Annotated in this window: 17 protein-coding genes and 1 tRNA gene; 10 read left to right on the top strand and 8 right to left on the bottom strand. The window is 71.4% G+C overall.

The genetic code is table 11. The annotated features are described in order from the left end of the window. Window positions 1-16: 16 nt before the first annotated feature. The gene (locus J2847_RS11545) at window positions 17-652 is read right to left on the bottom strand and encodes a DsbA family protein (protein WP_209779110.1); all 636 of its coding nucleotides are present in this window, start codon (window positions 650-652) and stop codon (window positions 17-19) included. A gap of 137 nt (window positions 653-789) precedes the next feature. Here J2847_RS11545 and J2847_RS11540 point away from each other — a divergent pair, with 137 nt between their 5' ends. The 3 genes from J2847_RS11540 (at window position 790) to J2847_RS11530 (ending at window position 3,982) form a co-directional block, all read left to right on the top strand. Next, on the top strand, window positions 790-1,701 hold the full coding sequence (locus J2847_RS11540) for a LysR family transcriptional regulator (RefSeq protein ID WP_209779109.1): 912 nt from the start codon (window positions 790-792) through the stop codon (window positions 1,699-1,701). A gap of 122 nt (window positions 1,702-1,823) precedes the next feature. Further along, window positions 1,824-3,200: an agenet domain-containing protein gene (locus J2847_RS11535; protein ID WP_209779108.1), complete on the top strand. Its 1,377-nt coding sequence runs from the start codon at window positions 1,824-1,826 to the stop codon at window positions 3,198-3,200. Window positions 3,201-3,358: 158 nt separating this feature from the next. Then, window positions 3,359-3,982, top strand: coding sequence for a YcjF family protein (locus J2847_RS11530; RefSeq protein ID WP_179166318.1), 624 nt, complete (start codon window positions 3,359-3,361; stop codon window positions 3,980-3,982). Between the two features lie 70 nt (window positions 3,983-4,052). Here the strand turns inward: J2847_RS11530 and J2847_RS11525 are convergent, their stop codons facing one another. Genes J2847_RS11525 through J2847_RS34580 form a run of 4 tightly spaced genes read right to left on the bottom strand, consistent with a single transcriptional unit; the run spans window position 4,053 to window position 8,098 of the window. Further along, window positions 4,053-5,687 carry a cyclic peptide export ABC transporter gene (locus J2847_RS11525; protein WP_209779107.1) on the bottom strand — a complete coding sequence of 545 codons (1,635 nt, stop codon included), beginning with the start codon at window positions 5,685-5,687 and terminating at the stop codon, window positions 4,053-4,055. 19 nt (window positions 5,688-5,706) lie between these two features. Next, window positions 5,707-5,895 carry a hypothetical protein gene (locus J2847_RS11520; protein ID WP_085557732.1) on the bottom strand — a complete coding sequence of 63 codons (189 nt, stop codon included), beginning with the start codon at window positions 5,893-5,895 and terminating at the stop codon, window positions 5,707-5,709. Continuing rightward, window positions 5,895-7,205, bottom strand: a complete 1,311-nt coding sequence (locus J2847_RS11515; RefSeq protein ID WP_209779106.1) for an ABC transporter substrate-binding protein — start codon at window positions 7,203-7,205, stop codon at window positions 5,895-5,897. The genes J2847_RS11520 and J2847_RS11515 overlap by 1 nt, the downstream gene beginning before the upstream one ends. 17 nt (window positions 7,206-7,222) lie before the next feature. Beyond that, a complete protein-coding gene (locus J2847_RS34580; protein WP_209779105.1) occupies window positions 7,223-8,098 on the bottom strand; it encodes a prohibitin family protein in 876 nt (291 codons plus the stop codon). A 193-nt stretch (window positions 8,099-8,291) separates the two neighbouring features. Between J2847_RS34580 and J2847_RS11505 the strand changes: the two genes are divergently transcribed. After that, the gene (locus J2847_RS11505; protein ID WP_209779104.1) at window positions 8,292-9,914 is read left to right on the top strand and encodes an ABC-F family ATP-binding cassette domain-containing protein; all 1,623 of its coding nucleotides are present in this window, start codon (window positions 8,292-8,294) and stop codon (window positions 9,912-9,914) included. Window positions 9,915-9,996: 82 nt separating this feature from the next. Here the strand turns inward: J2847_RS11505 and J2847_RS11500 are convergent, their stop codons facing one another. The 3 genes from J2847_RS11500 to J2847_RS11490 are packed head-to-tail and all read right to left on the bottom strand — an operon-like array spanning window position 9,997 to window position 12,622. Further along, the gene (locus tag J2847_RS11500) at window positions 9,997-11,286 is read right to left on the bottom strand and encodes a CCA tRNA nucleotidyltransferase (protein WP_209779103.1); all 1,290 of its coding nucleotides are present in this window, start codon (window positions 11,284-11,286) and stop codon (window positions 9,997-9,999) included. A gap of 56 nt (window positions 11,287-11,342) precedes the next feature. Continuing rightward, a complete protein-coding gene (locus tag J2847_RS11495) occupies window positions 11,343-12,104 on the bottom strand; it encodes a CoA pyrophosphatase (RefSeq protein WP_209779102.1) in 762 nt (253 codons plus the stop codon). Next, window positions 12,056-12,622 (bottom strand): DUF1285 domain-containing protein, encoded by a 567-nt coding sequence (locus J2847_RS11490; protein ID WP_085557727.1) that lies wholly within the window; start codon window positions 12,620-12,622, stop codon window positions 12,056-12,058. Before J2847_RS11490 ends, J2847_RS11495 begins: the two co-directional genes overlap by 49 nt. Before the next feature lie 247 nt (window positions 12,623-12,869). On the opposite strand from J2847_RS11490, the gene J2847_RS11485 reads away from it, so the two are divergent. From J2847_RS11485 to J2847_RS11460, 6 genes are all read left to right on the top strand, one after another. Beyond that, on the top strand, window positions 12,870-13,835 hold the full coding sequence (locus J2847_RS11485; protein WP_209779159.1) for an AAA family ATPase: 966 nt from the start codon (window positions 12,870-12,872) through the stop codon (window positions 13,833-13,835). A gap of 18 nt (window positions 13,836-13,853) precedes the next feature. Continuing rightward, window positions 13,854-14,756 (top strand): DUF58 domain-containing protein, encoded by a 903-nt coding sequence (locus J2847_RS11480; protein WP_209779101.1) that lies wholly within the window; start codon window positions 13,854-13,856, stop codon window positions 14,754-14,756. Between the two features lie 92 nt (window positions 14,757-14,848). Further along, window positions 14,849-17,587 (top strand): DUF4159 domain-containing protein, encoded by a 2,739-nt coding sequence (locus tag J2847_RS11475; RefSeq protein WP_209779100.1) that lies wholly within the window; start codon window positions 14,849-14,851, stop codon window positions 17,585-17,587. Next, on the top strand, window positions 17,588-19,696 hold the full coding sequence (locus tag J2847_RS11470; RefSeq protein ID WP_209779099.1) for a hypothetical protein: 2,109 nt from the start codon (window positions 17,588-17,590) through the stop codon (window positions 19,694-19,696). It begins immediately after the preceding gene. A gap of 92 nt (window positions 19,697-19,788) precedes the next feature. Further along, window positions 19,789-19,863 (top strand) — tRNA-Gln (locus tag J2847_RS11465). A 675-nt stretch (window positions 19,864-20,538) separates the two neighbouring features. Further along, the gene (locus J2847_RS11460) at window positions 20,539-22,347 is read left to right on the top strand and encodes an ABC transporter ATP-binding protein (RefSeq protein ID WP_209779098.1); all 1,809 of its coding nucleotides are present in this window, start codon (window positions 20,539-20,541) and stop codon (window positions 22,345-22,347) included. The last annotated feature ends 21 nt before the right edge of the window (window positions 22,348-22,368 follow it).

Raw genomic sequence — 22,368 nt, 5'->3', positions numbered from 1 at the left:
TGGTTCGGATGGAGGGTCAGGCGGACGCGGCTTGGCGAAGCGCCGCGATCAGCCGGTCGGTGTCCCGGTAGAGCCCGTCGCTGGGCAGGGCGGTGGCGCCGTCGGCGGTCCGCAGCACCAGGGTGGGGACGCCGTTGGCGCGGGTCTCGGCCATCAGCGCACGCCCTTCGGCCAGCCGCCGGTCGAGCGCCTCGTCGTCCACGCCGGCCGCCGCCGCCTCGGCGAGCCCAAGGCCGGCCAGGGTTTCGGACAGCACGGCGGGGTCGGTGATGTCGCGCCCGTCGACGAAGCGCGCGTGCTGGATGGCTTCCAGCGCCTCGGCCTCGCGCGTCGGGGCGAGACGGTGGACGGCGGTGAGCGCCCGGGTCGCCGGTGTGGAATCGAAGGGCCGGTCGAACCGCGCCAGCGCACCGTCGCGGTAGGCGTCGCTGAAGATCTGGCCGGTCAGTTTGGCGATGCGCTGGTCGTTGCTCCAGGCGTAGGCGGCGAAGGCACGGTCCATCGGCCGGGCGCCGCGTCCGGCGAACAGGCCGGTCGGGTGCAGGGTCAGCGGCGGCAGCCCCGCCGCCGTGGCCAGCGCGCGCAGACCGGGTGCGGCGCCGTAGCACCAGCCGCACAGCGGATCGTAGAGATAATGGAGGGTGGCGGTCATGGCGGGCGGCGCCTCGGCTGGTTTGCTGGACGGCTTCACTCTGCGCCATCGCCATCGTCAGGCAAAGCCGCCGCGATTTTGACAAACCGTCAATTCGATCCATACAATCGGCGAGCGGCATCCGATGGGCACCCTTGATGAGCCATGGCCTGAACCTGAACCGGATCGCCCATTTCGTGGCGGTGGTGGATTGCGGCTCCTTCACGGCGGCGGCGGAACGGCTGGGCGTCACCAAGGCGGTGGTCAGCCAGCACGTCGCCCGGCTGGAGCAGGAACTGCGGACCACCCTGCTGGTCCGCACCACCCGCCGGCTGACCCCGACCGAGGCCGGCGCCGCCTTCCACCGCACCTGCGCCGCGATCCTGCAACAGGCGGAGGAGGCGGTCGCCTGCCTGTCCTCGGCGTCGGGCGCGCCGACGGGGACGGTGCGGGTGACGGCGCCCTTCGACTATGGCACGGCGATCCTCGCCCCGGCGGCGGTGCGGCTGGGCCGGCTCCATCCCGGTTGCCGCGCCGAGCTGGTGCTGACCGACCACAGCCTGGATCTGGTGGCCGAGAAGCTGGACATGGCGATCCGCATCGGCTGGCTGGCCGACAGCAGCCATCAGGCCCGGCGGCTCGGCGGCTTCCGGCAATGCCTGGTCGCCGAGCCCGAACTGGCCGGCCGGCTGGCGCTGCGCACGCCCCACGACCTCGCCGCCGTGCCGTGGGTCGCCCAGAGCACCCTGCGCACCCCGCTGCGCTGGACCTTCACGCACGCCGACGGCGGCACGGCGACGGTGGAGGTGGCCGCCGCCATCGCCGCCAACGCCACCCCCGCCGTGCGCGCCTGCGTGCTGGCCGGGGCCGGCGTGTCGGTGATCCCCGATTATCTGGTCGGGCCGGACATCGCGGCCGGGCGGCTGCGCGCCCTGCTGCCCGACTGGCGCCTGCCGGAAGGCGGCATCCACGCGGTCTTCCCGGCGGCGCGCTTCCGCCCCGGCATCGTCCGCGCGCTGGTCGATCTGCTCGTCCAGCCCGACGCGGCGGCGGGCGGCTGGCCGGGCTGACGCGGGCTGGGCTGACGCGGGCGGGGCCGCGAAGAAGACGCTTGAGAAGCGCGGCGTATCCTGTCGTATCGTTTCTCCGGCTGGGGCGAGTGGCGTGAACGGCAATCGGGGGACGGCGCGACATGAGCGGATTCGGTGGGGGGAGGCGGGCCGCCGGCCGCCGGGGGCGGCGCTGGGCGGGGTTGGCGCTGGCCGCGACCGTGCTGTTCACGCCGGCCAGCCTGCCGGCCGTCGTCATCCTGGACAGCACATGGCGCGAGGAGGGCGGCACGCGGGGCCGCGAGGCCGACGGCTTCGGCGCCCACGTCCGGCTGGCCGGCGAGCCGCAGTTCCGCTCGCTGATGACCCTGTCCTACGACGGGGGCGAAACCTGGGGCGACGGTTCCGCCACCTGGATCGGCAACGACGAGTCGCATGGCTACGCGCTGACCTCGGCGCACAATTTCGACGAGGCCACCGCCCGCGATGTGCTGTTCCGCACCGACGGCGGCGCCGTGATCCGGGCCGACCGCGTCTGGCTCCATCCCCGCTACGACCCGGATCCCGACGGGGACCGCACGGGCGTCGACGCGGCCATCGTCCGTCTGGTCCGCCCGGTCCGCGACTCCGGTCCGGTGCCCCTGCTCTACGCCGGACGGGCGGAGCAGGGGAGGACCATCACCTTCGTCGGATTCGGGACGCGCGGAATCGGCTCCGTCGGCGAGGACGAGCGCTACAACCGGGGCAGCGGCAAGGCCGCCGCCCAGGGCGTGGTCGAGGAGGCGGTGGCGTTGCGGCGCTCCAGCGCCGCGGAGGATGTCGGCAACTATCTGACGGTCTTCCTGCCCCGCGAGGACGGCCGCATCGAGAACCCGTTTGGCGGCGCCCGGCGGCCGGCGTCGCGGCTGGCCGGACTGCTCGGCGCCGGCGACAGCGGGGGGTCGGCCTGGATGCCGCTGGGCGATGCACCGGACGACGGCTGGGCCGTCGTCGGCATCAACACGTCCGGCGACGGAAAGGCGCAGTACGGCGACAGCTCGTGGTTCGTCCGGGTGTCGGGGCTCCGCTCCTGGGTGTCGTCCGTCTTTCCCGGCGCCCGCTTCGCCGCCGAGCCCGAATCGGCGCCGCGGAGCCGGGAGCCCGAGCCGGCCGTCGCCGCGTGCGAGCCGCGCGCGCGGGTCTTCGCCTTCTCGGACGGCGCCTGGTACCCGGCGCGGGTGCTCGGCCCCGATGGCCGGTCGAAGGGTGGGGCCGATGGTTGCCGGGTCCGATTCGACGGTTATGCGTCCGACATGGACGAAATCGCCGGGCGGGACCGGCTGATCCCCTGGACGGCCGACGGTCCCGGCGCCGAGCTCGACGGCTGCCGTCCGGGCGCGGCGGTGGTCGCCGAGGAGGACGAGGTCTGGTACCCCGCGACCATCCGCAAGGCGGGCGGCAAGGCGTGCGTCGTGCGGTACCGCGACGGGGATTACGACGACGAGGCCCTGCCGCTGGCCCGGCTGCGCCTGCTGCGCTGACGCGGGAACGTCGCGAAAAGCGGATAGTGGCGTCGGAGAAGGCTGTCGAAGCGGACGGTTGCTGCTATTGTCGGGCGAAGATGTCGGCGTTCCGCTCGCACCGTTCGAATCGCGGCACGCTCCGGCGCAGATTCACCCCGCCGATACGGAGAGGACCGATGGTCAAGGAGAGTTTCGAGAGCGCGTCCACGGGCGCGTCCACGACGGCCGAGGAGCCGGCGGCCTCCACCACCCTGGTGGAGGAGAGCATCGCCGTCGGGCTGACCGCCGACAACGTGATCAAGGATCACGTGATCGCGTCGGTGGCCGTCGCCACGGTTCCGCTTCCCCTGGTGGACGTCGCCGGCATCGCGGCCATCCAGCTCCGCATGATCCAGAAGCTGTCGCAGCTCTACGGCAAGCCCTTCAGCGACTCGCTCGGCCGCTCGGTGATCGCCTCGCTGGCCGGCAGCGTCGGCGGCCTGACCGCCGGTGCGCTGGCGAGCAGCCTCGTGAAGGTGATCCCGGGCGTGGGCTGGGCGCTGTCGGTCGCCACCCTGCCGCTGGTGGCCGGCTCCTCGACCTACGCGATCGGCCGGGTCTTCGTGAAGCATTACCAGGCCGGCGGTTCGCTCGCCGATCTGGACGCCGCGAAGTTCAAGGCCTTCTACCGCGAGCAGTTCGAGAAGGGCAAGGAACTGGCCAGGCGCGCCAAGGACGAGGCCAAGCTCCGCGCCGCCGCCGTCAAGGACGCGGCCTCCGGAGCCACGCCGGCCGGCGCCTCCTCCACCGCGACCCCCTGAACCGGGCGCGCTCGCAAGCCCTTCTCCTCTTGTGGGAGAAGGGCTTCTGTCGTTGCGCCCGCTTGTCGGATCACCCCGCCTGCGGGTGCTCCATGGCGACGAACTCGCCGTAGTCCAGCTTCACCAACTGCTGGCACTGGCCGAAATAGCGGTCGTCGTGGGTGACGGCGATGATGGTTTTCCCTTCCGCGCGCAGGCCCGGCAGGATGACGTCGTAGAAGCGGGCGCGGAATTCCGGATCCTGGTCGGCCGCCCATTCGTCGAAGACATGGATCGGCTTGTCCTCCAGCAGGGCGGCGATCAGCGCCAGCCGCTTGCGCTGGCCGGTCGACAGGTCGAGGTTGGTGAAGCGGCCGTCGCGGTATTCGGTCTTGCCCCCCAAGCCCATGTCGGCGATCAGCGCGTTGATCCGCGCCGGGTCCGTGCCCTCCAGCCCGTACAGCCGGTCGAACAGGTGGAAGTCGGCGAAGATGCAGCCGAACAGTTCGCGGTAGGACGGCAGCGCCGCCGGCGCCACGTCCTGCCCGTCGATGACGATTCGGCCCGACTGCGGCTGGTAGAGGCCGGTCAGCACCTTCAGCAGGGTGGATTTGCCGCAGCCGTTGCCGCCGACGATGAAGGTGGTCTGGCCGCGTTCGATCGTCAGGTTCAGCGGGCCGATCTGGAAGGTGTGCTCGTTGCCCGGATAGCGGAAGACGACGTTGCGCAGCTCCAGCGTCCGGAAATCGGCGAAGCGCGCCGGGTCGGGATCGGCGGCGAGATCCTCGCGGTCGAGCGCGCGGTCGAGCGACCGCTCCAGCGCCTGGATGCTGCGCAGCGAAACCTGCGCCTTCATGTGGAAGTGCGAGGCGAACTGCACGTTCTCCAGCGGCGCCACCAGGAAGAGGACGGCGGCCGTCAGCTTCATGATGGTTTCCGGCTTCGACCATTCCAGGCTGGGCAGCACGAAGACCAGCACGGCGAGGATCAGGTAGATCAGCGTCTGCGACACCACCAGGTGGTTGGTGTAGCGCCTGACCACCCGGACCATGATCGCCTCGGTCTCGCGGGCGACGTGGCTGATCCGGTCGAACACGTCGTCGTTCTTGCGGTGGTTGATCTTCACTTCCTTGAAGCCGTCGACCAGATGGCCGAGCGCGTCGAAGAACTCCGTCTCCTTCGCCACCGCGACCTCCAGGTCGCGCATGGTGGTGCGCTGGCGTTGCAGGAAGCTCCAGGCCGCCGCCATCAGGAAGGCCAGCGTCATCAGGAAGGCGTCGAGCGAGATCGTCAGCACGTAGCCGAGCCCGGCCAGCACGATGACCAGCGATTGCAGGCCGTTGAAGATGACCGGCATGCTCTGCGAGATGGTGCTCGTGTCCTGGGTCAGCCGGGCGTAGATGTCGCCGTGCCCGGTGTGCTCGACGAACAGCAGCTCCGAGCGGCGCAGCTTCTCGGCCATCTCGATGCGGATGTCGCAGATCGCCCGCTCGGCGGCGACCGAGGCGTCGGTCATCGACTTGCGCTTGGAGACGACGAACAGGGCGAGCGCCGCCGCGAACAGCACGACGATGCGCAGCTCGACCTTGCCGTTCGACGCCATTTCGGCGGCGGTGTTCACGACGCTCAGCATCAGGCCGCTGCTGAGCCCCGACAGGAGGACCAGCGCGATGACCGCGCGCTGCGAGCTGCGGCTGCGTTCGATCAGGAAGCGGTAGAGATCCATGCGTCGGAACCGGCCCCCGTCAGAACCGGCCGGCCGGTCGCGGCCGGTCGTCGGAGGCGAGAAGCACGATGATCCCGACCAGCGGGCTGAACAGGAAGGACACCAGGAAATTCCCGATGAAGCCGAAGCGCTTGTTGCGGCCGAGCAGCCCGATGAGGACGCTGAGCAGAAGCCAGAGCAGCAGCAGGAGCGGGTGCACGAGGAACATCAGTTCGCCTCCATCGGCTGGCGGAACGTGGGAATGACCGCACCGGTCTCCGGCTCCGGCGTCGAGGCGCTGGGAGTCGTGGTGGTGTGGTTGTAGCCGGCGACGGTGCGGAAGACGGTGCCGTCGTGGCGCAGGATGAAGATGTCGGTGTCGGTCGCCTGCCCCGCGGCGTTGAAGACGACCCTGCCGGTGGCGCCCTGCAACGGGTTGCCGTAGCGCATGATCCGGATGGCGTCGGCCATCACGCCGGCGTCGAGGTCGTGGGTCGCCGCCGCCGCGTGGGCGACCAGCATCACCGCGTCGTGGCCGAGCGCGGCGGTCGGCGACGGCGCCGTGCTGAAGCGGGCGCGGAAGCCCTGGTCGAACGCCCGGACCTCCGGCGCGTCGCCCCGGACGTCGAAGGCGGAGACGGCGATCACGTCCAGCATCGCCGACCCCGCCTGGGCGCTGACCGCGACCGAGGTGAGGGTGTCGGTGCCGAGGATCGGGATGCGGACGCCGAGCTGGCGGGCCTGGAGGATGAAGGCGGCGTTGTCGGCCGGGTTGACCGAGGACAGGAAGATGCCGTCCAGGTCGCCGATCGGGAAGAGCGTGTTGTCGAGCAGGAACAGCAGCAGCGCGTCGATGCTGCGCTTGCCGCTGTTCAGCATCCCATGGTGCAGGATGGCGCCGCCGCCCTGGGTGACGGCCTGGGCGAAGAAGCCGGCGCTCTCCTGGCCGTAGGAGGTCTCGTCGTTGAAGATCACGAAGCGGCGCATGCCCCGTTCGGCGGCGTAGCGGGCGAGCAGCAGCGTCGCCTCGCGGTCGTTCGGCAGCATGGCGAAGACGCGGGAGAATCGGGTGGCGGTCAGCAGCAGGCTGCTGGCGTAGGTCGCCAGGAACAGCGTGTTGGCCTGCTCGTAGATCGGCGCGGCGGTGATCGCGGTGGTCGAGGAGGGGTGGCCGATCACCGCGACGACCCGGCCGTCGTCGGCGATGCGCGACGCGGTGTCCAGCGTGCCGGCGACCACGCGGGTCAGCGTGGCGCGGCTGTTGAAAGGCGGCTCCTCGACGAAGCGCAGGGTGACCGGCCGGCCGAGCAGGCCGCCGTCCGCGTTCACCCGCTCGACCGCCAGGGTGACGCCCTCGAAGAACAGGTCGCTGGGGATGCCCGGCCGCTTCTGCCGGCCGACGGCGACGATGACCGGCGGGCCGTCGGGCCGCCGTCGCGTCAGGATGGTGGCGCCGGCCGCCGCCGTGCCGGCCAACGCGGCGCACAGGGCCAGGAGCCGGCGCCGGGAGGGGCGGAAGCGCAAGGAGGGGAGGCGCATCGGGAACCGCGCGCCGGTCAGCGGTCGTTGCCGAGGATGAGCGGCAGCCCGTCCTTTCCGGCCCCGACGATGATGGTCTTGGTGTTGGGCGACTGGGCGAGGTCGCGCGTCGCCTCGACCCCCTGCCAGCGCAACAGGTCCGGCGTCAGCGTCCGTGCCAGCGTGCTCTGGTAGGCGGCGATGCCGGCGGCCTCGATCTCCTTGCGCTCGGCCTCCTTGCGCTCGATGCCCAGGCGGTGGACGTAGGCCTTCTCCTGCTCCTGGAGGACCAGCTTGCGCTCGACCTCCTCGCGCAGGGCCTGGGGCAGCTCGATCGACTTGACCAGCACGTCGTCGATGATGACGAAGCGGCTCTCCGCCTGGGTCAGGCTGCCCATCAGCACCGATTCCAGGAAGCCGCGCTTGCTGGTGTAGACCTCCTCCGGGTCGTACTGGCCGACGTAGCGGCGCAGCACCGCCTCGGTCTCCGGGAAGACGACCTTGTCGAGGTAGTTGGGGCCGACGGCGACGTGGAGCTGCGGCAGCATGCGCAGGTCGGGCTGGTAGCGGATGGCGACCCGCAGCGTCAGCGGCAGCCCGGTGCGGGTCAGCAGGGTGTACTCGCGCTCCTGCGTCTGGAGGCGGATGTCGTAGACGACCATGCTGTCCCAGGGGAGGGTGACATGGACGCCCTCGTCGAAGACCCGGCCGCGCTCGGTGCCGCTGAACCAGCGGAACAGGACGCCGGCCTGCCCGGAGCCGATGTTGACCACCATGCGCGGCCACAGAATGGCGGCGACGATGACCAGCGACAGCACGAGGACCAGGAGGGTGGGGCCCTTCCGGCGCAGCCAGCTCTCGGTGGCGTCCTCCTCCGGTTGAGGGATGTCACGCTTCACGCTTGCCTGCGCCATGTGGTTGTCATCTACCCCTTTTGGAACGCGCCGCATTATGCCGACGGGGCGGCGGGGACGCCAGCGGAGATGCTTGGAGCGTTCCGACAACCAGCGCGCCGGCATGACCGCGGGCCGGGCCGATCAGGACTCCATCGCGGCGCGCATCCTGTGGCATAAGGGGCCCCGACACGCCACGGGAAGCCAGCCGGACATGATTCGTTTCGACAACATCAGCAAGCACAACAGCCACCGGATCCTCTTCCTGGACGCCTCCGCCGCGCTGAACCGGGGCGAGAAGGTGGGACTCGTCGGCCCCAACGGCGCCGGCAAGACGACTCTGTTCCGGATGATCACGGGCGAGGAACTGCCGGACGCGGGCCAGGTGGCGATCGAGAAGCAGGTCACGATCGGCTACTTCAACCAGGACGTCGGCGAGATGTCCGGCCGCAGCGCGGTCGCGGAGGTCATGGACGGGGCCGGGCCGGTCAGCCTCGTGGCGTCGGAGCTGGCGGAGCTGGAGGCGGCCATGGCCGACCCCGGCCGCGCCGACGAGATGGACGCCATCATCGAGCGCTACGGCGAGGTGCAGGCCCGCTTCGAGGAGCTGGGCGGCTACGAGCTGGAGGGCCGGGCGCGCGAGGTGCTGGCCGGGCTCAGCTTCAGCCAGGAGATGATGGACGGGGATGTCGGCGGCCTGTCGGGCGGCTGGAAGATGCGCGTGGCGCTCGGCCGCATCCTGCTGATGCGGCCCGACGCCATGCTGCTCGACGAGCCGAGCAACCATCTGGACATCGAAAGCCTGATCTGGCTGGAGGGATTCCTGAAGGGCTACGAGGGCGCCCTGCTGATGACCTCGCACGACCGCGAGTTCATGAACCGGATCGTCACCAAGATCATCGAGATCGACGACGGTTCGCTGAGCAGCTACTCCGGCGACTACGAGTTCTACGAACGGCAGCGGGCGCTGAAGGAGAAGCAGCAGGAGGCCCAGTTCGAACGGCAGCAGGCCATGCTGGCCAAGGAGCTGAAGTTCATCGAGCGCTTCAAGGCGCGGGCCTCGCACGCCAGCCAGGTGCAGAGCCGGGTGAAGAAGATCGACAAGATCGAGCGCGTCGAGCCGCCCAAGCGCCGGCAGGTCGTGGCCTTCGACTTCCCCCCGGCGCCGCGCTCGGGCGAGGACGTCGCGGTGCTCAAGAACGTGCACAAGGGCTACGGCGGCCGGATCATCTACCAGGGTCTCGACCTGACGATCCGCCGCAAGGAGCGCTGGTGCGTCATGGGCGTCAACGGCGCCGGCAAGTCGACGCTGCTGAAGCTGATCGCCGGCTCGACCCAGCCGGATTCCGGGACCGTCACCGTCGGCGGCAGCGTGAAGATGGGCTATTTCTCCCAGCACGCCATGGAGCTGCTCGACGGCGACCAGACGGTATTCGAGTCGCTGGAGGCGTCCTTTCCGCAGGCGAACCAGGGGGCGCTGCGGGCGCTGGCCGGCTGCTTCGGCTTCTCGGGCGACGATGTGGAGAAGAAGTGCCGGGTCCTGTCCGGCGGCGAGAAGGCCCGGCTGGTGATGGCGATCATGCTGTTCAACCCGCCGAACTTCCTGGTGCTCGACGAGCCGACCAACCACCTGGATCTCGACACCAAGCAGATGCTGATCTCGGCGCTGGCCGCCTACGAGGGCACCATGCTGTTCGTGTCGCACGACCGTCACTTCCTGGCGAAGCTGTCCAACCGGGTGCTGGAACTGACGCCGGACGGCATCCACCAGTATGGCGGCGGCTACACGGAATACGTGGCGAGCACCGGGCAGGAGGCGCCCGGACTGCATGGCTGATCCGGCGTAAGGCGGCGCGGCGTAAGGTTGCGCGGCGGGCGGCGGGAGACCGGGCCGTCCCGTCCGCGTCCGGCCGGCCTCGTCACGGCCTTGCCGGAACGGAAGGCGGGGCGGCCATTTCCCGCCGGGCGTGGGCGAGGCAATCCTCCCGGCTTGGCCGGAAATCCTCGGCGATCCACCACGCCTCGACCGCCTTCAGCAGCCGGCCGACCTCGGGGCCGCGCCCGAGCCCCAGGGCCAGAAGGTCGCGCCCGGCGACGGGCAGCCGCAGCGCCGGCAGGTCGGCGGCGGTGGCGAGGGCGGCGCGCAGCAGCGTCAGGTCGAGCGGCCCAACCACCGTCCCGACTCCGGTTCCAACCCCGGCCACCGCCGCCATCAGCATCAGGTCGCGGTAGAGGTCCGCGTCGCCGATCCGGTAAAGCGCCTGCCGCCGCTTCACCAAGTCGTCGGACACCGCCAGCGAGATCGGCGGCTCGACCAGGGCGGCCAGGCGGTCGCGCTCGCCGTTGGACAGGCGCAGCGTCTCCGCCACCGCCAGGGCGCCGGCGCGGTCCGCCTCCAGCACGGCGGCGAGGCGGCGGGTCGGGTCGGGCGCGATCTCCAGATCGTGCTCCAGCCGGGCCAGACGCTCCAGCCGGTCGGTCGCCGACGCCGACGGCAGCAGATGCGCCATCACCCCATGGGCGATCATCAGCCGCCAGATCGAGGCGGCGCCGGGGGCGGTCAGCAGGCGGAACAGCTCGCCGCGCACCCGTTCGCCCGACAGGGTCGGCAGGCGCGGCGCCAGCGCGACGCAGGCGGCCAGCGCCTCGGCGTCCGGCTCGCCGCGCCCGTAATGGGCGTGGAAGCGGAAGAAACGCAGCAGCCGCAGCACGTCCTCCTCGATGCGCCGCCGGGCGTCGCCGACGAAGCGCACCCGTCCGGCCGCCATGTCGGCGAGACCGCCGAACGGGTCGTGGACCAGCCCGTCGGGGGTGCAGCTCAGCGCGTTCATCGTCAGGTCGCGCCGCGCCGCGTCCTCGATCCAGTCGTCGGTGAACTCGACCCGCGCGTGGCGCCCGAAATTCTCGACGTCGCGGCGCAGCGTGGTGATCTCGTAGGGCTTGCCGCCGGACAGGGCGGTGACGGTGCCGTGGGCGATGCCGGTCGGGATGGCGCGGATGCCGGCGGCGGCCAGCAGCTCCATCACCCGTTCCGGTTCGGCGTGGGTGGCGATGTCGATGTCCTTGACCGGGCGGCCGAGCCACGCGTCGCGCACGCAGCCGCCGACGAAGCGCGCGTCGGCGCCCCCGGCGGCGAGCGCCGCGATCACGGCGCGGCTTTCGGGGGCGGTCATCCAGGGTTGCGGCGCGAGGCGGGCGGCGACGGTCATGGCGCGACGCTACCCGATCGGCGGCGGCACGGCACGGGAAACATCGGCACGGGAAACTAGCCTTCCTGCCCGGCCGCCCGGTCCGCCACCTGATCCGCTCCCAGTTCCGCCCCCAATTCCGCCCCCAATTCCGAAGACGCCCGCTCCAGCGCCGCCCCCAGCACGTCGCGCAGGTTGACCAGCATGCCGGCGGTCGCTCCCCAGATGTAGCGCTGCTCATAGGGGAAGGCGTAGAAGAAGCGTGGCTTGCCGAGGAGCTCCCGGCTGTGGCGCTGCGGGTTGGCCGGGTCGAGGATGAAGGACAGCGGCACCTCGAAGACCTCCGCCACCTCGGTCGGGTCGGGGGTGAGGATGAAGGGCGGCGTCACCACCCCGACCACCGGCGTCACCCGGAAGCCGGTCCGTGTCACGTAGGTGTCCAGCCGGCCGACGATCTCGATCCGCCCGCGCTCCAGCCCGATCTCCTCGGCGGTCTCGCGCAGGGCGGTGTCCTCCGGGCTCTCGTCCTCCGGTTCCATGCGGCCGCCGGGGAAGCTGATCTGCCCGGCGTGCGCGGTCAGCGTCGCGGTGCGCTGGGTGAAGATCACCGTCGGCCCGTCGGTCCGGTCGACCAGCGGCACCAGCACGGCGGCCTCGCGCAGGCCGCCGGGCGGCGGGCCGAAGCCCGGGTTGAGGTCGTGGTCGCCCCGGATCTTGATCGGGTGCGGCGCCCCGCCCGGATGTCCCTTGGCCTGATTGGCCGGGAAGCGCCGCCGGACATCCTCCAGCGTCAGTCGCCAGGCAGCCTGCCCAGCGCGAAGAAGACCTTGTTGCTCCATACACCCACCTCGGTCTCGCCGGTCTCGGTTCGCCGCGTCTCCCCGCGTTCGACCATGTCGTAGAACACGGGCCGCAGGATGCGCGCGTCCAGCCGGCTCTTGATTTCTATGTAGGGGGACGGCTCTCCGGTTTCAGGATGGTCGGCGACGCGGATCGGGTGGTCGGGACCGGCCTCGACCCAGTGGTCGAGGTTGGTGCGGAAGGCCAGGATCTGGTCGGCGCCGCTGCCCGACACCGTCATCTCCACGGCGACGAAGGGTGAATCCTCGACCACGATCCGGCCGCGCTCGGCCGGGGTGATCAGCCAGTAATCCCCCGCGTCGTCCCGTTTCAGGACGGTGGAAAACAGCTTCGCCAGTTCGATCCTGCGGATCGGGTCGCCATTGTGGAACCAGGTGCCGTCACGCGCAATGCGTATGTCGTACGATTCCTCCGTCGGTATGCGCGGGGGTAGGGGGATCGTTCCCTCTGCGCCATCTGCGCGCTTGCCATTCGTGCCTTCGCCACCGACCTTCATGGAACTGACCCGTTTTGCCGCTTCACCGTTACGTATTTTCGCCACACTCGGCCGTTAGGTCCACTAGAGTTGGCTTTTCTGGATTTGGTTATCGGACCCCGCCTCGAACAGTCTTCAGTGACAACAGGCCCAACCGCCAAAAGGCCCAACAGACAGGGAGCTGCGGATCGTGAGCGCACAGGACAGCCTGCGGGGCCATTCCCCCACCTCCGCCGTCACGGCCGTCACGGAGGACCCCCAGCGCCTGATGGCGGAGATCGAGGCGCTCGGCGACCGGCTGGGGTTGGTCCGCGAGCGCATCGGCCGCATCATCTTCGGCCAGCGGGAGGTGGTGGACCGCACGCTGGTCACGCTGCTGGCCGGCGGCCACGTTCTGCTGATCGGCGTTCCCGGCCTTGCCAAGACGCGGCTGGTCGAGACGCTCGGCACCGTGCTCGGGCTGGCCGAAAAGCGCATCCAGTGCACGCCCGACCTGATGCCCGCCGACATCCTGGGGTCGGAGGTGCTGGAGGAGGGCGAGAACGGCCGCCGTTCCTTCCGCTTCCTGCCCGGCCCGGTGTTCAGCCAGCTGCTGATGGCCGACGAGATCAACCGCGCCAGCCCGCGCACCCAGTCGGCGCTGTTGCAGGCGATGCAGGAGCACCGCGTCTCGGTCGCCGGCCAGTACCACCCGCTGCCGCAGCCCTTCCACGTGCTGGCCACCCAGAATCCGCTGGAGCAGGAGGGCACCTACCCGCTGCCCGAGGCGCAGCTCGACCGCTTCCTGATGCAGATCGACGTCGACTACCCCGACCGCGAGGCCGAGCGCCGGATGATGATCGCCACCACCGGCGCCGCCGACGAACGCGCGGTGACGGTGCTGTCCGCCGCCGACCTCCAGGTGGCCCAGCGGCTGGTCCGCCGCGTGCCGGTGGGCGAGAGCGTGGTCGACGGCATCCTCGACCTCGTGCGGCGCGGCCGTCCCGACAGCTCCGATCTGGTCGAGGTGCGGCGCCACGTCGCCTGGGGGCCGGGGCCGCGCGCCAGCCAGGCGCTGATGCTCGCCGCCCGCGCCCGCGCCGTGCTCGACGGCCGGCTGGCGCCCTCGCTCGACGACGTGGTGGCGCTGGCCAAGCCGATCCTCAAGCACCGCATGGCGCTGAACTTCGCCGCGCGGGCCGACGGGGTGACGCTGGACGACGTCATCGACCGCCTCTGCGCGCCGCTCGCTTAACCTTCCACTGGACAGCCGATGCCGCGAAGCCCCGCCCCGCAAACCACGACGCTGCTGGCCCGCCACCGGGCGGAGGAGCTGGCCTCCGCCCTGCCGCCGTTGCTGGTCGCGGCGGAGCGGGTGGCGGCGACGGTGGCCCAGGGCGTCCACGGCCGGCGCCGGGTGGGCTTGGGCGAGACCTTCTGGCAGTTCCGCCGCTACCAGCCGGGCGACGCCCCGTCGATGATCGACTGGCGCCAGTCGGCCAAGACCCAGCCGGTCTATGTCCGCGAGAACGAGTGGGAGGCGGCGCAGAGCGTCTGGCTGTGGCGCGACCGCTCGGCCTCGATGGATTTCCGTTCGGCCGCCGGCCTGCCGACCAAGCGCGAGCGCGCCGACCTGCTGACGCTCGCCACCGCCGTGCTGCTGGCGCGCGGCGGCGAGCGGGTGGCGCTGCTCAACAGCGGGACGCGGCCCGACCACGGCAGATCGGCGGTCGACCGGCTGGCCCGCCTGATGACCGATCCGCAGGCCGCCGTGGCGCCGGAGCCGCTGCCGCGGGTCGAGCCGCTGCCGCGCCACGCCCAGGTCGTGCTGATCGGCGACCTGCTGTCGCCGCTTCCCGAGATTCACGCCGCCGTCGCCGGTCTGGCCGGGCGGGGGCTGCGCGGCCATCTGGTCCAGGTGCTCGATCCCGCCGAGGAAACCCTGCCCTACGACGGCCGAGTCGCCTTCGAGGGGCTGGAGAACGAGGCGGGTCTGCTGGTTCCCCGCGTCGAGGCGGTGCGCGAGGCCTACCGCGAGCGCTTGCAGGCGCAGCGCGACGGGCTGTCGGCGCTGGCCCGCACCACCGGCTGGAGCTTCGCCACCCACCGCACCGACCGTCCGCCGCAGACCGCCCTGCTCGCCCTGTGGGGCGCGCTGGCGCAGGAGCCGGTGTGAGCGGCGCGGCGGCCCTTGCCCCCACCCCGACCCTCCCCCGCCGGGTGGGGGAGGGAAGAACTGGTCCCCACCCCAGGTAAGAACCGCCGCCAATGCTGGGCTTCGCACCGATCGCTTTCGCCGCCCCCTGGGTCCTGACCGCGCTGGCCGCCCTGCCGGTGCTGTGGTGGCTGCTGCGCGTCACGCCGCCGGCTCCGCGCACGGTGCGCTTCCCCGCCATCCGCCTGCTGCGTGACCTGACGGCACCGGAGGAGACGCCGGCCCGCACCCCCTGGTGGCTGCTGCTGCTGCGCCTGATCGTCGCCGCCCTGGTCATCCTCGCCCTGTCCGGCCCGCTGTTGAACCCGCGCGCGGCGCTGCCCGGCGGTGGGCCGCTGCTGCTGGTCGTCGACAACGGCTGGGCCTCCGGCCGCGACTGGCCGGCCCGCAAGCGCGCGATGGACGAGCTGATCGCCCAGGCCGACCGCCAGACCCGCCCGGTCGTCCTGCTGACCACCGCCCCGCCGGCCGGCGGCGAGAAGCCGCAGCCGTCGCCGGTCCTGCCGGCGCCCGAGGCGCGGCGTCTTGCCCAGGCGCTGGAACCGCGGCCCTGGCCGACCGACCGCGCCGCCGCGCTGGAGTCCGTGCGCGCCCTCGCCAGCCAGCGCGCCCTCCAGGGCTCGGTCCACGCGGTCTGGCTGAGCGACGGGCTGGGCGACCCCTCCGCCCGCGCGTTGGCCGAGGCGCTGCAACGGCTTGGCTCCGCCGAGATCCTCGACGATTCCGCCGAGAAGCCGCCGCATCTGCTGCTGCCGCCGTCGACCGAGGGCACCGCGCTGACCGCCCGCGTCACCCGCGCCGATCCGTCCCGCCCCGAACCCGTCACGGTGCGGCTGAGCGCCGCAGACGGCCGGCTGCTGACCCGCCAGACCGTGGCCTTCGAGCCCGGCCAGACGACCCGCGAGGTCCGGCTCGACGTGCCGACCGAGCTGCGCAACGACGCCGCCAGCCTGCGCGTCGAGGGCGACACCACCGCCGGGGCCACCGTGCTGCTCGACGAGCGCTGGCGCCGACGCCCGGTCGGTCTCGTCTCCGGCCGGCCGGAAGGGGAGAGCCAGCCGCTCCTCTCCGACCTCTATTACCTCGACCGCGCCCTGTCGCCCTTCAACGAGGTGCGGCGCGGCAGCACGCTCGACCTGCTCAAGCGCGACCTCGCCGTGCTGATCCTGTCGGACATCGGCGCCCTGACCGCCGGCGAGGCGCAGGGCGTCGAGGAGTGGGTGCGCAAGGGCAACGTCCTGCTGCGCTTCGCCGGCCCGCGTCTGGCCCAGCACGCCGACCAGCTGGTGCCGGTGCGGCTGCGCATCGGCGACCGCGCGCTGGGCGGGGCGCTGTCCTGGTCGGAGCCGGCCAAGCTCCAGCCCTTCCCGCCCAAGACCCCGTTCGAGGGGCTGGCGATCCCCCCCGACGTCCAGGTCAACCGGCAGGTGCTGGCCGAGCCGGCGCTCGATCTGGCCGAGCGCACCTGGGCGCGGCTGGCCGATGGCACGCCGCTGGTGACGTCGGAGAAGCGCGGCGACGGCTGGATCGTGCTGGTCCACACCACCGCCAGCCCGGACTGGTCGAACCTGCCGCTGTCCGGCCTGTTCGTCGACATGCTGCGCCGGCTGGTGGCGCTCAGCGGCGGCGTCACCGGTGCGGCGCCGACGGCGTCGCTCGACCCGGTGGAACTGCTCGACGGCACCGGCCGCCTCGTGCCGCCGCCGCCGACCGCCTTCCCGATCCCCGGCAACGCGACCGCCTCGGTGATCGGCCCGCGCCACCCGCCGGGCTTCTACGGGACCGACGATGCCCGACGCGCGTTGAACCTGTCGTCCGCCGTCACGAGGATCGAGCCGCTGGGCGCCTTGCCCGGTGGAGTCGCCCGGTCCGGCTATGGCGGCCGGGGGGAGGTGCCGTTGAAACCGACTCTGCTGGGCGTCGCGCTGGCGCTGCTGACCGTCGACCTGCTGATCGCGCTGGCCCTGCGCGGCCTGCTCGGCCGCCCGACCCTGCGCCCGACCGCGCGAGGGGCGGGCGGGGCGACCGCCGCCGGCCTGCTGCTGGCCGTGGTGCTCGCGTCGGCTCCCGTCGGCACCGCCCGTGCCGCCGACGACGAGCAGTCCGTCAAGGTCACGGCGGAAACCTACCTTGCCTACGTTCAGACCGGGGACGGAACGGTCGACGACACCGCCCGCGCCGGGCTGGAGGGGCTGGTCGGCGTGCTGAACCTGCGCACGGCGGTCGAGACGATGGGCGCCGTCGGCGTCGATCCCGAACGCGACGAGCTGGCCTTCTTCCCGCTGCTCTACTGGCCCGTTTCGGACCAGCAACGGCCGCTCACCGATCAGGCGCGCACCCGCGTCAACGCCTATCTGCGCGGCGGCGGCACCATCCTGTTCGACACCCGCGACCAGTCGCCCGGCGGCGGCCCGGCGGTGCTGCAACGGCTGGTCGAGGGGCTCGACATCCCGCCGCTGGCCCCGGTGCCGCCCGACCATGTGCTGCGCAAGTCCTTTTACCTGATGGCGGATTTCCCCGGCCGCTCGGCCGGTGGCGAGCTGTGGATCGAGGCGCGCGAGGGGCCGGCCAACGACGGCGTCTCGCCGGTGGTGATCGGCGGCAACGACTGGGCCGCCGCCTGGGCGGTCGGCCGCACCGGCCAGCCGCTGTTCGCCGTCGTTCCGGGCGGCGAGCGGCAGCGGGAGATGGCCTATCGTTTCGGGATCAATCTGGTGATGTACGCGCTGACCGGCAATTACAAGGCCGATCAGGTCCATGTCCCCGCCATCCTGGAAAGGCTTGGACAGTAGATGCCCGTCGATCTGTTCTCCGGCACCTCCGTCGCGCTGGCGCCGCTGCTGCCCTGGGCCCTGCTCGGCCCGCTGCTCGGCGTGGCGCTGCTGGTGGTGCTGGTCGCGGCCGTCCGCCGGGCGCGCGGCGTGGCGCTGCGGCTGCTGGCCGTGCTGGTGCTGGCTCTGGCGCTGATCAACCCCTCGCTGGTCCAGGAGAAGCGCGAGCCGATCAAGGACGTCGCGGTCATCGTCGTCGACGATTCACCGAGCCAGGCCATCGGCGACCGCCGGGCGCGCGCCGAACAGGCGCTGGCCGGGCTGACCGAGCGGCTGAAGGCGTTCAATGACCTGGAGGTGCGCGTCGTGCGCGCCGGCGACGGGGCGGGCGACGCCACCGCCATCAACGAGACGCATCTGTTCGACGCGCTGAACCGCGCGATGGCCGACGTGCCGCGCCGCCGCATGGCTGGCGCCGTGCTGATCACCGACGGCCAGATCCACGACGTTCCGGAAAACGTCGCCAAGCTGGCTGAGATCGGTCCGATCCACACGCTGCTGACCGGCGACCGCGACGAGGGCGACCGCCGCATCGCCATCGTCCAGGCGCCGAGCTATGGCCTCGTCGGCAAGCCGGTCGATTTGACGATCCGCGTCGACGACATGCCGGGCCGCCAGTCCGCCGACGCGGCGGTGACGCTGCGCCAGGATGGTGGCGCCCCGCGCAGCATCCGCGTGCCGGTCGGCCGCGACATCCGCATCGATCTGCCGGTCACCCACGGCGGCCAGAATGTGCTGGAGCTGGAAGTCGAGGCCGCGCGGCAGGAACTGACGCTGGCGAACAACCGCGCCGCCGTGGTGGTCAACGGGGTGCGCGACCGGTTGCGGGTGCTGCTGGTCTCCGGCGAGCCGCACGCCGGCGAGCGGACGTGGCGCAACCTGCTGAAGGCCGACCCCTCGGTCGATCTGGTGCATTTCACCATCCTGCGCCCGCCCGAGAAGCAGGACGGCACGCCGATCCGCGAGCTGTCGCTGATCGCCTTCCCGATCCGCGAGCTGTTCGAGGTCAAGCTCGACGAGTTCGACCTGATCATCTTCGACCGTTACCGCCGGCGCGGCGTGCTGCCGCAGATGTATCTGGAGAACATCGCCGAATATGTCCGCAAGGGCGGCGCCCTGCTGGAGGCTTCCGGCCAGGGCTACGCGACGCCGCTGTCGCTCTACCGCACGCCGCTCGGCTCGATCCTGCCGGCGGCCCCGACCGGCCAGACCATCGACCGCCCCTTTCTGCCGAGCGTGACCGAGACCGGCCGTCGCCACCCGGTGACCGCCGGCCTGCCCGGCGATCGCGGCGCCGACTCCGCGCCGCAATGGGGCCGCTGGTTCCATCAGGTGGAGGTGACGCCGAACGGCGGCGCGGTGGTGATGCAGGGCGCCGACGAACGGCCGCTGCTGGTGCTCGACCGTGTCGGCAAGGGCCGGGTGGCGCAGCTCGCCTCCGACCAGATCTGGCTGTGGAGCCGCGGCTTCGAGGGTGGCGGCCCGCAGGCCGAGCTGCTGCGCCGCCTCGCCCACTGGCTGATGAAGGAGCCGGAGCTTGAGGAGAACGACCTGCGCGCGCGGGTCGACGGCAACCGCATCACGGTCGAGCGCCGCTCGCTGGAGCCCGACCCACGCCCCGTGACGCTGACCACGCCATCGGACGAGACCAGCCCCCTGACCCTGACCGACGACCGGACCGGCCGCGCCGTCGCCACGGTGACGGCGAGCGCTCCCGGCATCTACCGCATCTCCGACGGCGAGCGGACGGCGCTGGCGGTGGTGGGGGCGGTGAACCCGCCCGAACTGGCCGACGTCCGCACCACCGGCGACCGCATGGCCCCGGTGACCGAGGCGACCGGCGGCGGTGTCCATTGGATCACCGATACCGTGACCGGCCCGCGTCCGGGCGTGGAGATCCGCCGCACCCGTCCCGACCGCGACCAGACCGGATCGGGCTGGATCGGTCTGCGCGCCAACGGCGACTTCACGGTGACGGGGGTGACCGACATGCCTCTGCTGCCGGTCGGCGCGGTGCTGGCCCTGGTCCTGGGGGCGATGCTGATGGCGTGGCGGCGGGAGGGACGCTGAGCGTGAAATTTTTCGTTCGCAGCCTGTTGCGCTCGGCGGCCTCTCCGTCTATGGTGCCGCTCCTTCCGGCGATGACCGATCGCCGTGACGGTTGGGGCGTCGCCAAGCGGTAAGGCAGCGGTTTTTGGTACCGCCATTCCCAGGTTCGAATCCTGGCGCCCCAGCCAATTTCCAGATCCCTAGAAAATTTAAAGCTGAAACAACGGCTTGGGTTTCGTCGCCATTGCCATGATGGTCGTTCGAATGGACGGCTGGCGGGCAGCCTGGAGGCTGCTCGGTCGCATCGGAGCCGTGGAAGGCGAGGGCAAGGCGGCCGAACCTTTTTCACCACCGAATCAAAAACATGACGGAGCGGGTGTCCACTGCCTGCCGGGATGCCCGCGCAAACGGGTCGATTCACACCCACGCCCCAAGGGCCGGACTTCAAGGCAATTCCCGGTTGAGGCCCTGTCGGGCGAGACGGTCTGTGCGGCGCCGCCGGGGCCTCTCCCATCAAGCGCGTGAAAACGGATTTCCAGTAATCCGGAACCCATCGGTGGGGCGCTCGCCTATTACAAAAGGCGTATTGGCGCGAGCGGCCAACCCTGCTAAGCAAACAATCCGGTTTTCTTTTGGAAGTTGGGGGGCTGCATGCGTTCGAAATGCCTGCTGAAATCTCCCACACCGGCCAACCGTTAGGTCGTCCGACCGCAAGGTCCGACCGCGGGCTGCTTGAGCCCGGCAACGGTCATCGATATTCCCATTCATTGGACGGTGCCGACCGGCCCTGAACGCGCCATGGCCATGGCCGCGTCCCGGCCGGTCCGCCGTGGAGACGGCGCGTCGTCGCGCCGGACGTGATCATGGCTGTCTTGAAAAAATCCGGCCGGACGGATGCGATCCGTGCCGTTCTCGCCTTCACCTTTCAACACTGGCGCCGTCAGGTGCCGCTGGTGACCTGGATCGCCGGCACCATCGCCCTGGCGACGCTGGCCGACGTCTTCATGCCGCTGTTCGCCGGACGTCTGGTCGACGCCCTGGCGCTGCTGTCCGCCGATCGGGAGACGGCGCGCGACGCCGCCCTGAGCGCCTTCGCCGCCATGGTGGCGCTCGGTGCCGGCATGGTCGTGCTGCGTCACGTCGCCTGGAGCGGCGTCATCCCGCTGACCCTGCGCATCATGGCCGACGTCGGCCAGGACAGCTTCCACCGGGTCCAGCGCTTCTCGACCGACTGGCACGCCAACAGCTTCGCCGGTTCCATCGTCCGCAAGATCACGCGCGGCATGTGGGCGCTCGACACGCTGAACGACACGCTGCTGCTGGCGCTGTGGCCGTCGCTGGTCGTGCTGGCCGGGACGATGGTGCTGCTCGGCCTGCAATGGCCGGTGATGGGGCTCGTCATCGCGCTGGGGACGGCGGTCTACATCGGGCTGACCGTCGTCTTCGCCACCCTCTACATCGCCCCGGCGGCGCGGCTGTCCAACGCCTGGGATACCCGGCTGGGCGGCACGCTGGCCGACGCCATCGGCTGCAACGCGGTGGTCAAGGCGTTCGGCGCCGAGCCGCGCGAGGACGACCGGCTGGCCCGGATCGTCGGCAAATGGAGCCGCCGGACCAACCGCACCTGGACGCGCCACACCCGCCACAGCACCGCCCAGCTCGCCATCCTGCTGCTGATCCGCACCGCCGTGGTGGCCACCGCCCTGTGGCTGTGGTGGCGCGGGCAGGCGACGCCGGGCGACGTCGCCTATGTGCTGACGACCTATTTCGTCGTGCACGGCTATCTGCGCGACATCGGCATGCACATCAACCACCTCCAGCGCTCGATCAACGAGATGGAGGAACTGGTGGCCATCCACGCCGAGCCGCTGGGGGTGGAGGACCGGCCGGGCGCCGTGCCGCTCCGCATCACGGCCGGCGAGGTGCGCTTCGACCGCGTCACCTTCCGTTACGGAGGCCATGCGACGCCGCTCTACCACGACCTCTCGGTGACGATCCGCGCCGGCGAGCGGGTCGGGCTGGTCGGACCGTCGGGATCGGGCAAGACCACCTTCGTGAAGCTGATCCAGCGGCTGTACGACGTGACCGGGGGGCAGGTCCGCATCGACGGGCAGGACGTGGCGGGGGCGACCCAGCATTCGCTGCGCTCGCAGATCGCCATCGTCCCGCAGGAGCCGATCCTCTTCCACCGCTCCCTGGCCGAGAACATCGCCTACGGCCGTCCCGGCGCGACGCTGGCGGAGATCGAGCGCGCCGCAAGGCTGGCCAACGCCCATGATTTCATCGTGCGCCTGCCGAAAGGCTACGCCACGCTGGTCGGCGAGCGCGGCGTCAAGCTGTCCGGCGGCGAGCGCCAGCGGGTGGCGCTGGCCCGCGCCTTCCTGGCCGACGCGCCGGTCCTGATCCTGGACGAGGCGACCTCCAGCCTGGATTCGGAATCGGAGGCGCTGATCCAGGAGGCGATGGAGCGCCTGATGCAGGGGCGCACGGCCATCATCATCGCCCACCGCCTGTCCACCGTGCGCACCCTGGACCGCATCCTGGTCTTCAAGCAGGGCCGGGTGGTGGAGGAAGGGACCCACGCCGCCCTGCTTCACCGCCCGTCCGGCCTCTACCGCCGCCTGTTCGAACAGCAGTCGGCGCTGGAGCCGGGCCGACGGGTCGGCGGCTGAGGCAAGACCGGCGCCCGCGCT

Source organism: Azospirillum agricola (assembly GCF_017876095.1).
In the GTDB taxonomy this organism is placed as follows: Bacteria; Pseudomonadota; Alphaproteobacteria; order Azospirillales; family Azospirillaceae; genus Azospirillum; species Azospirillum agricola.
This window is presented reverse-complemented; position numbering and strand designations above follow the sequence as displayed.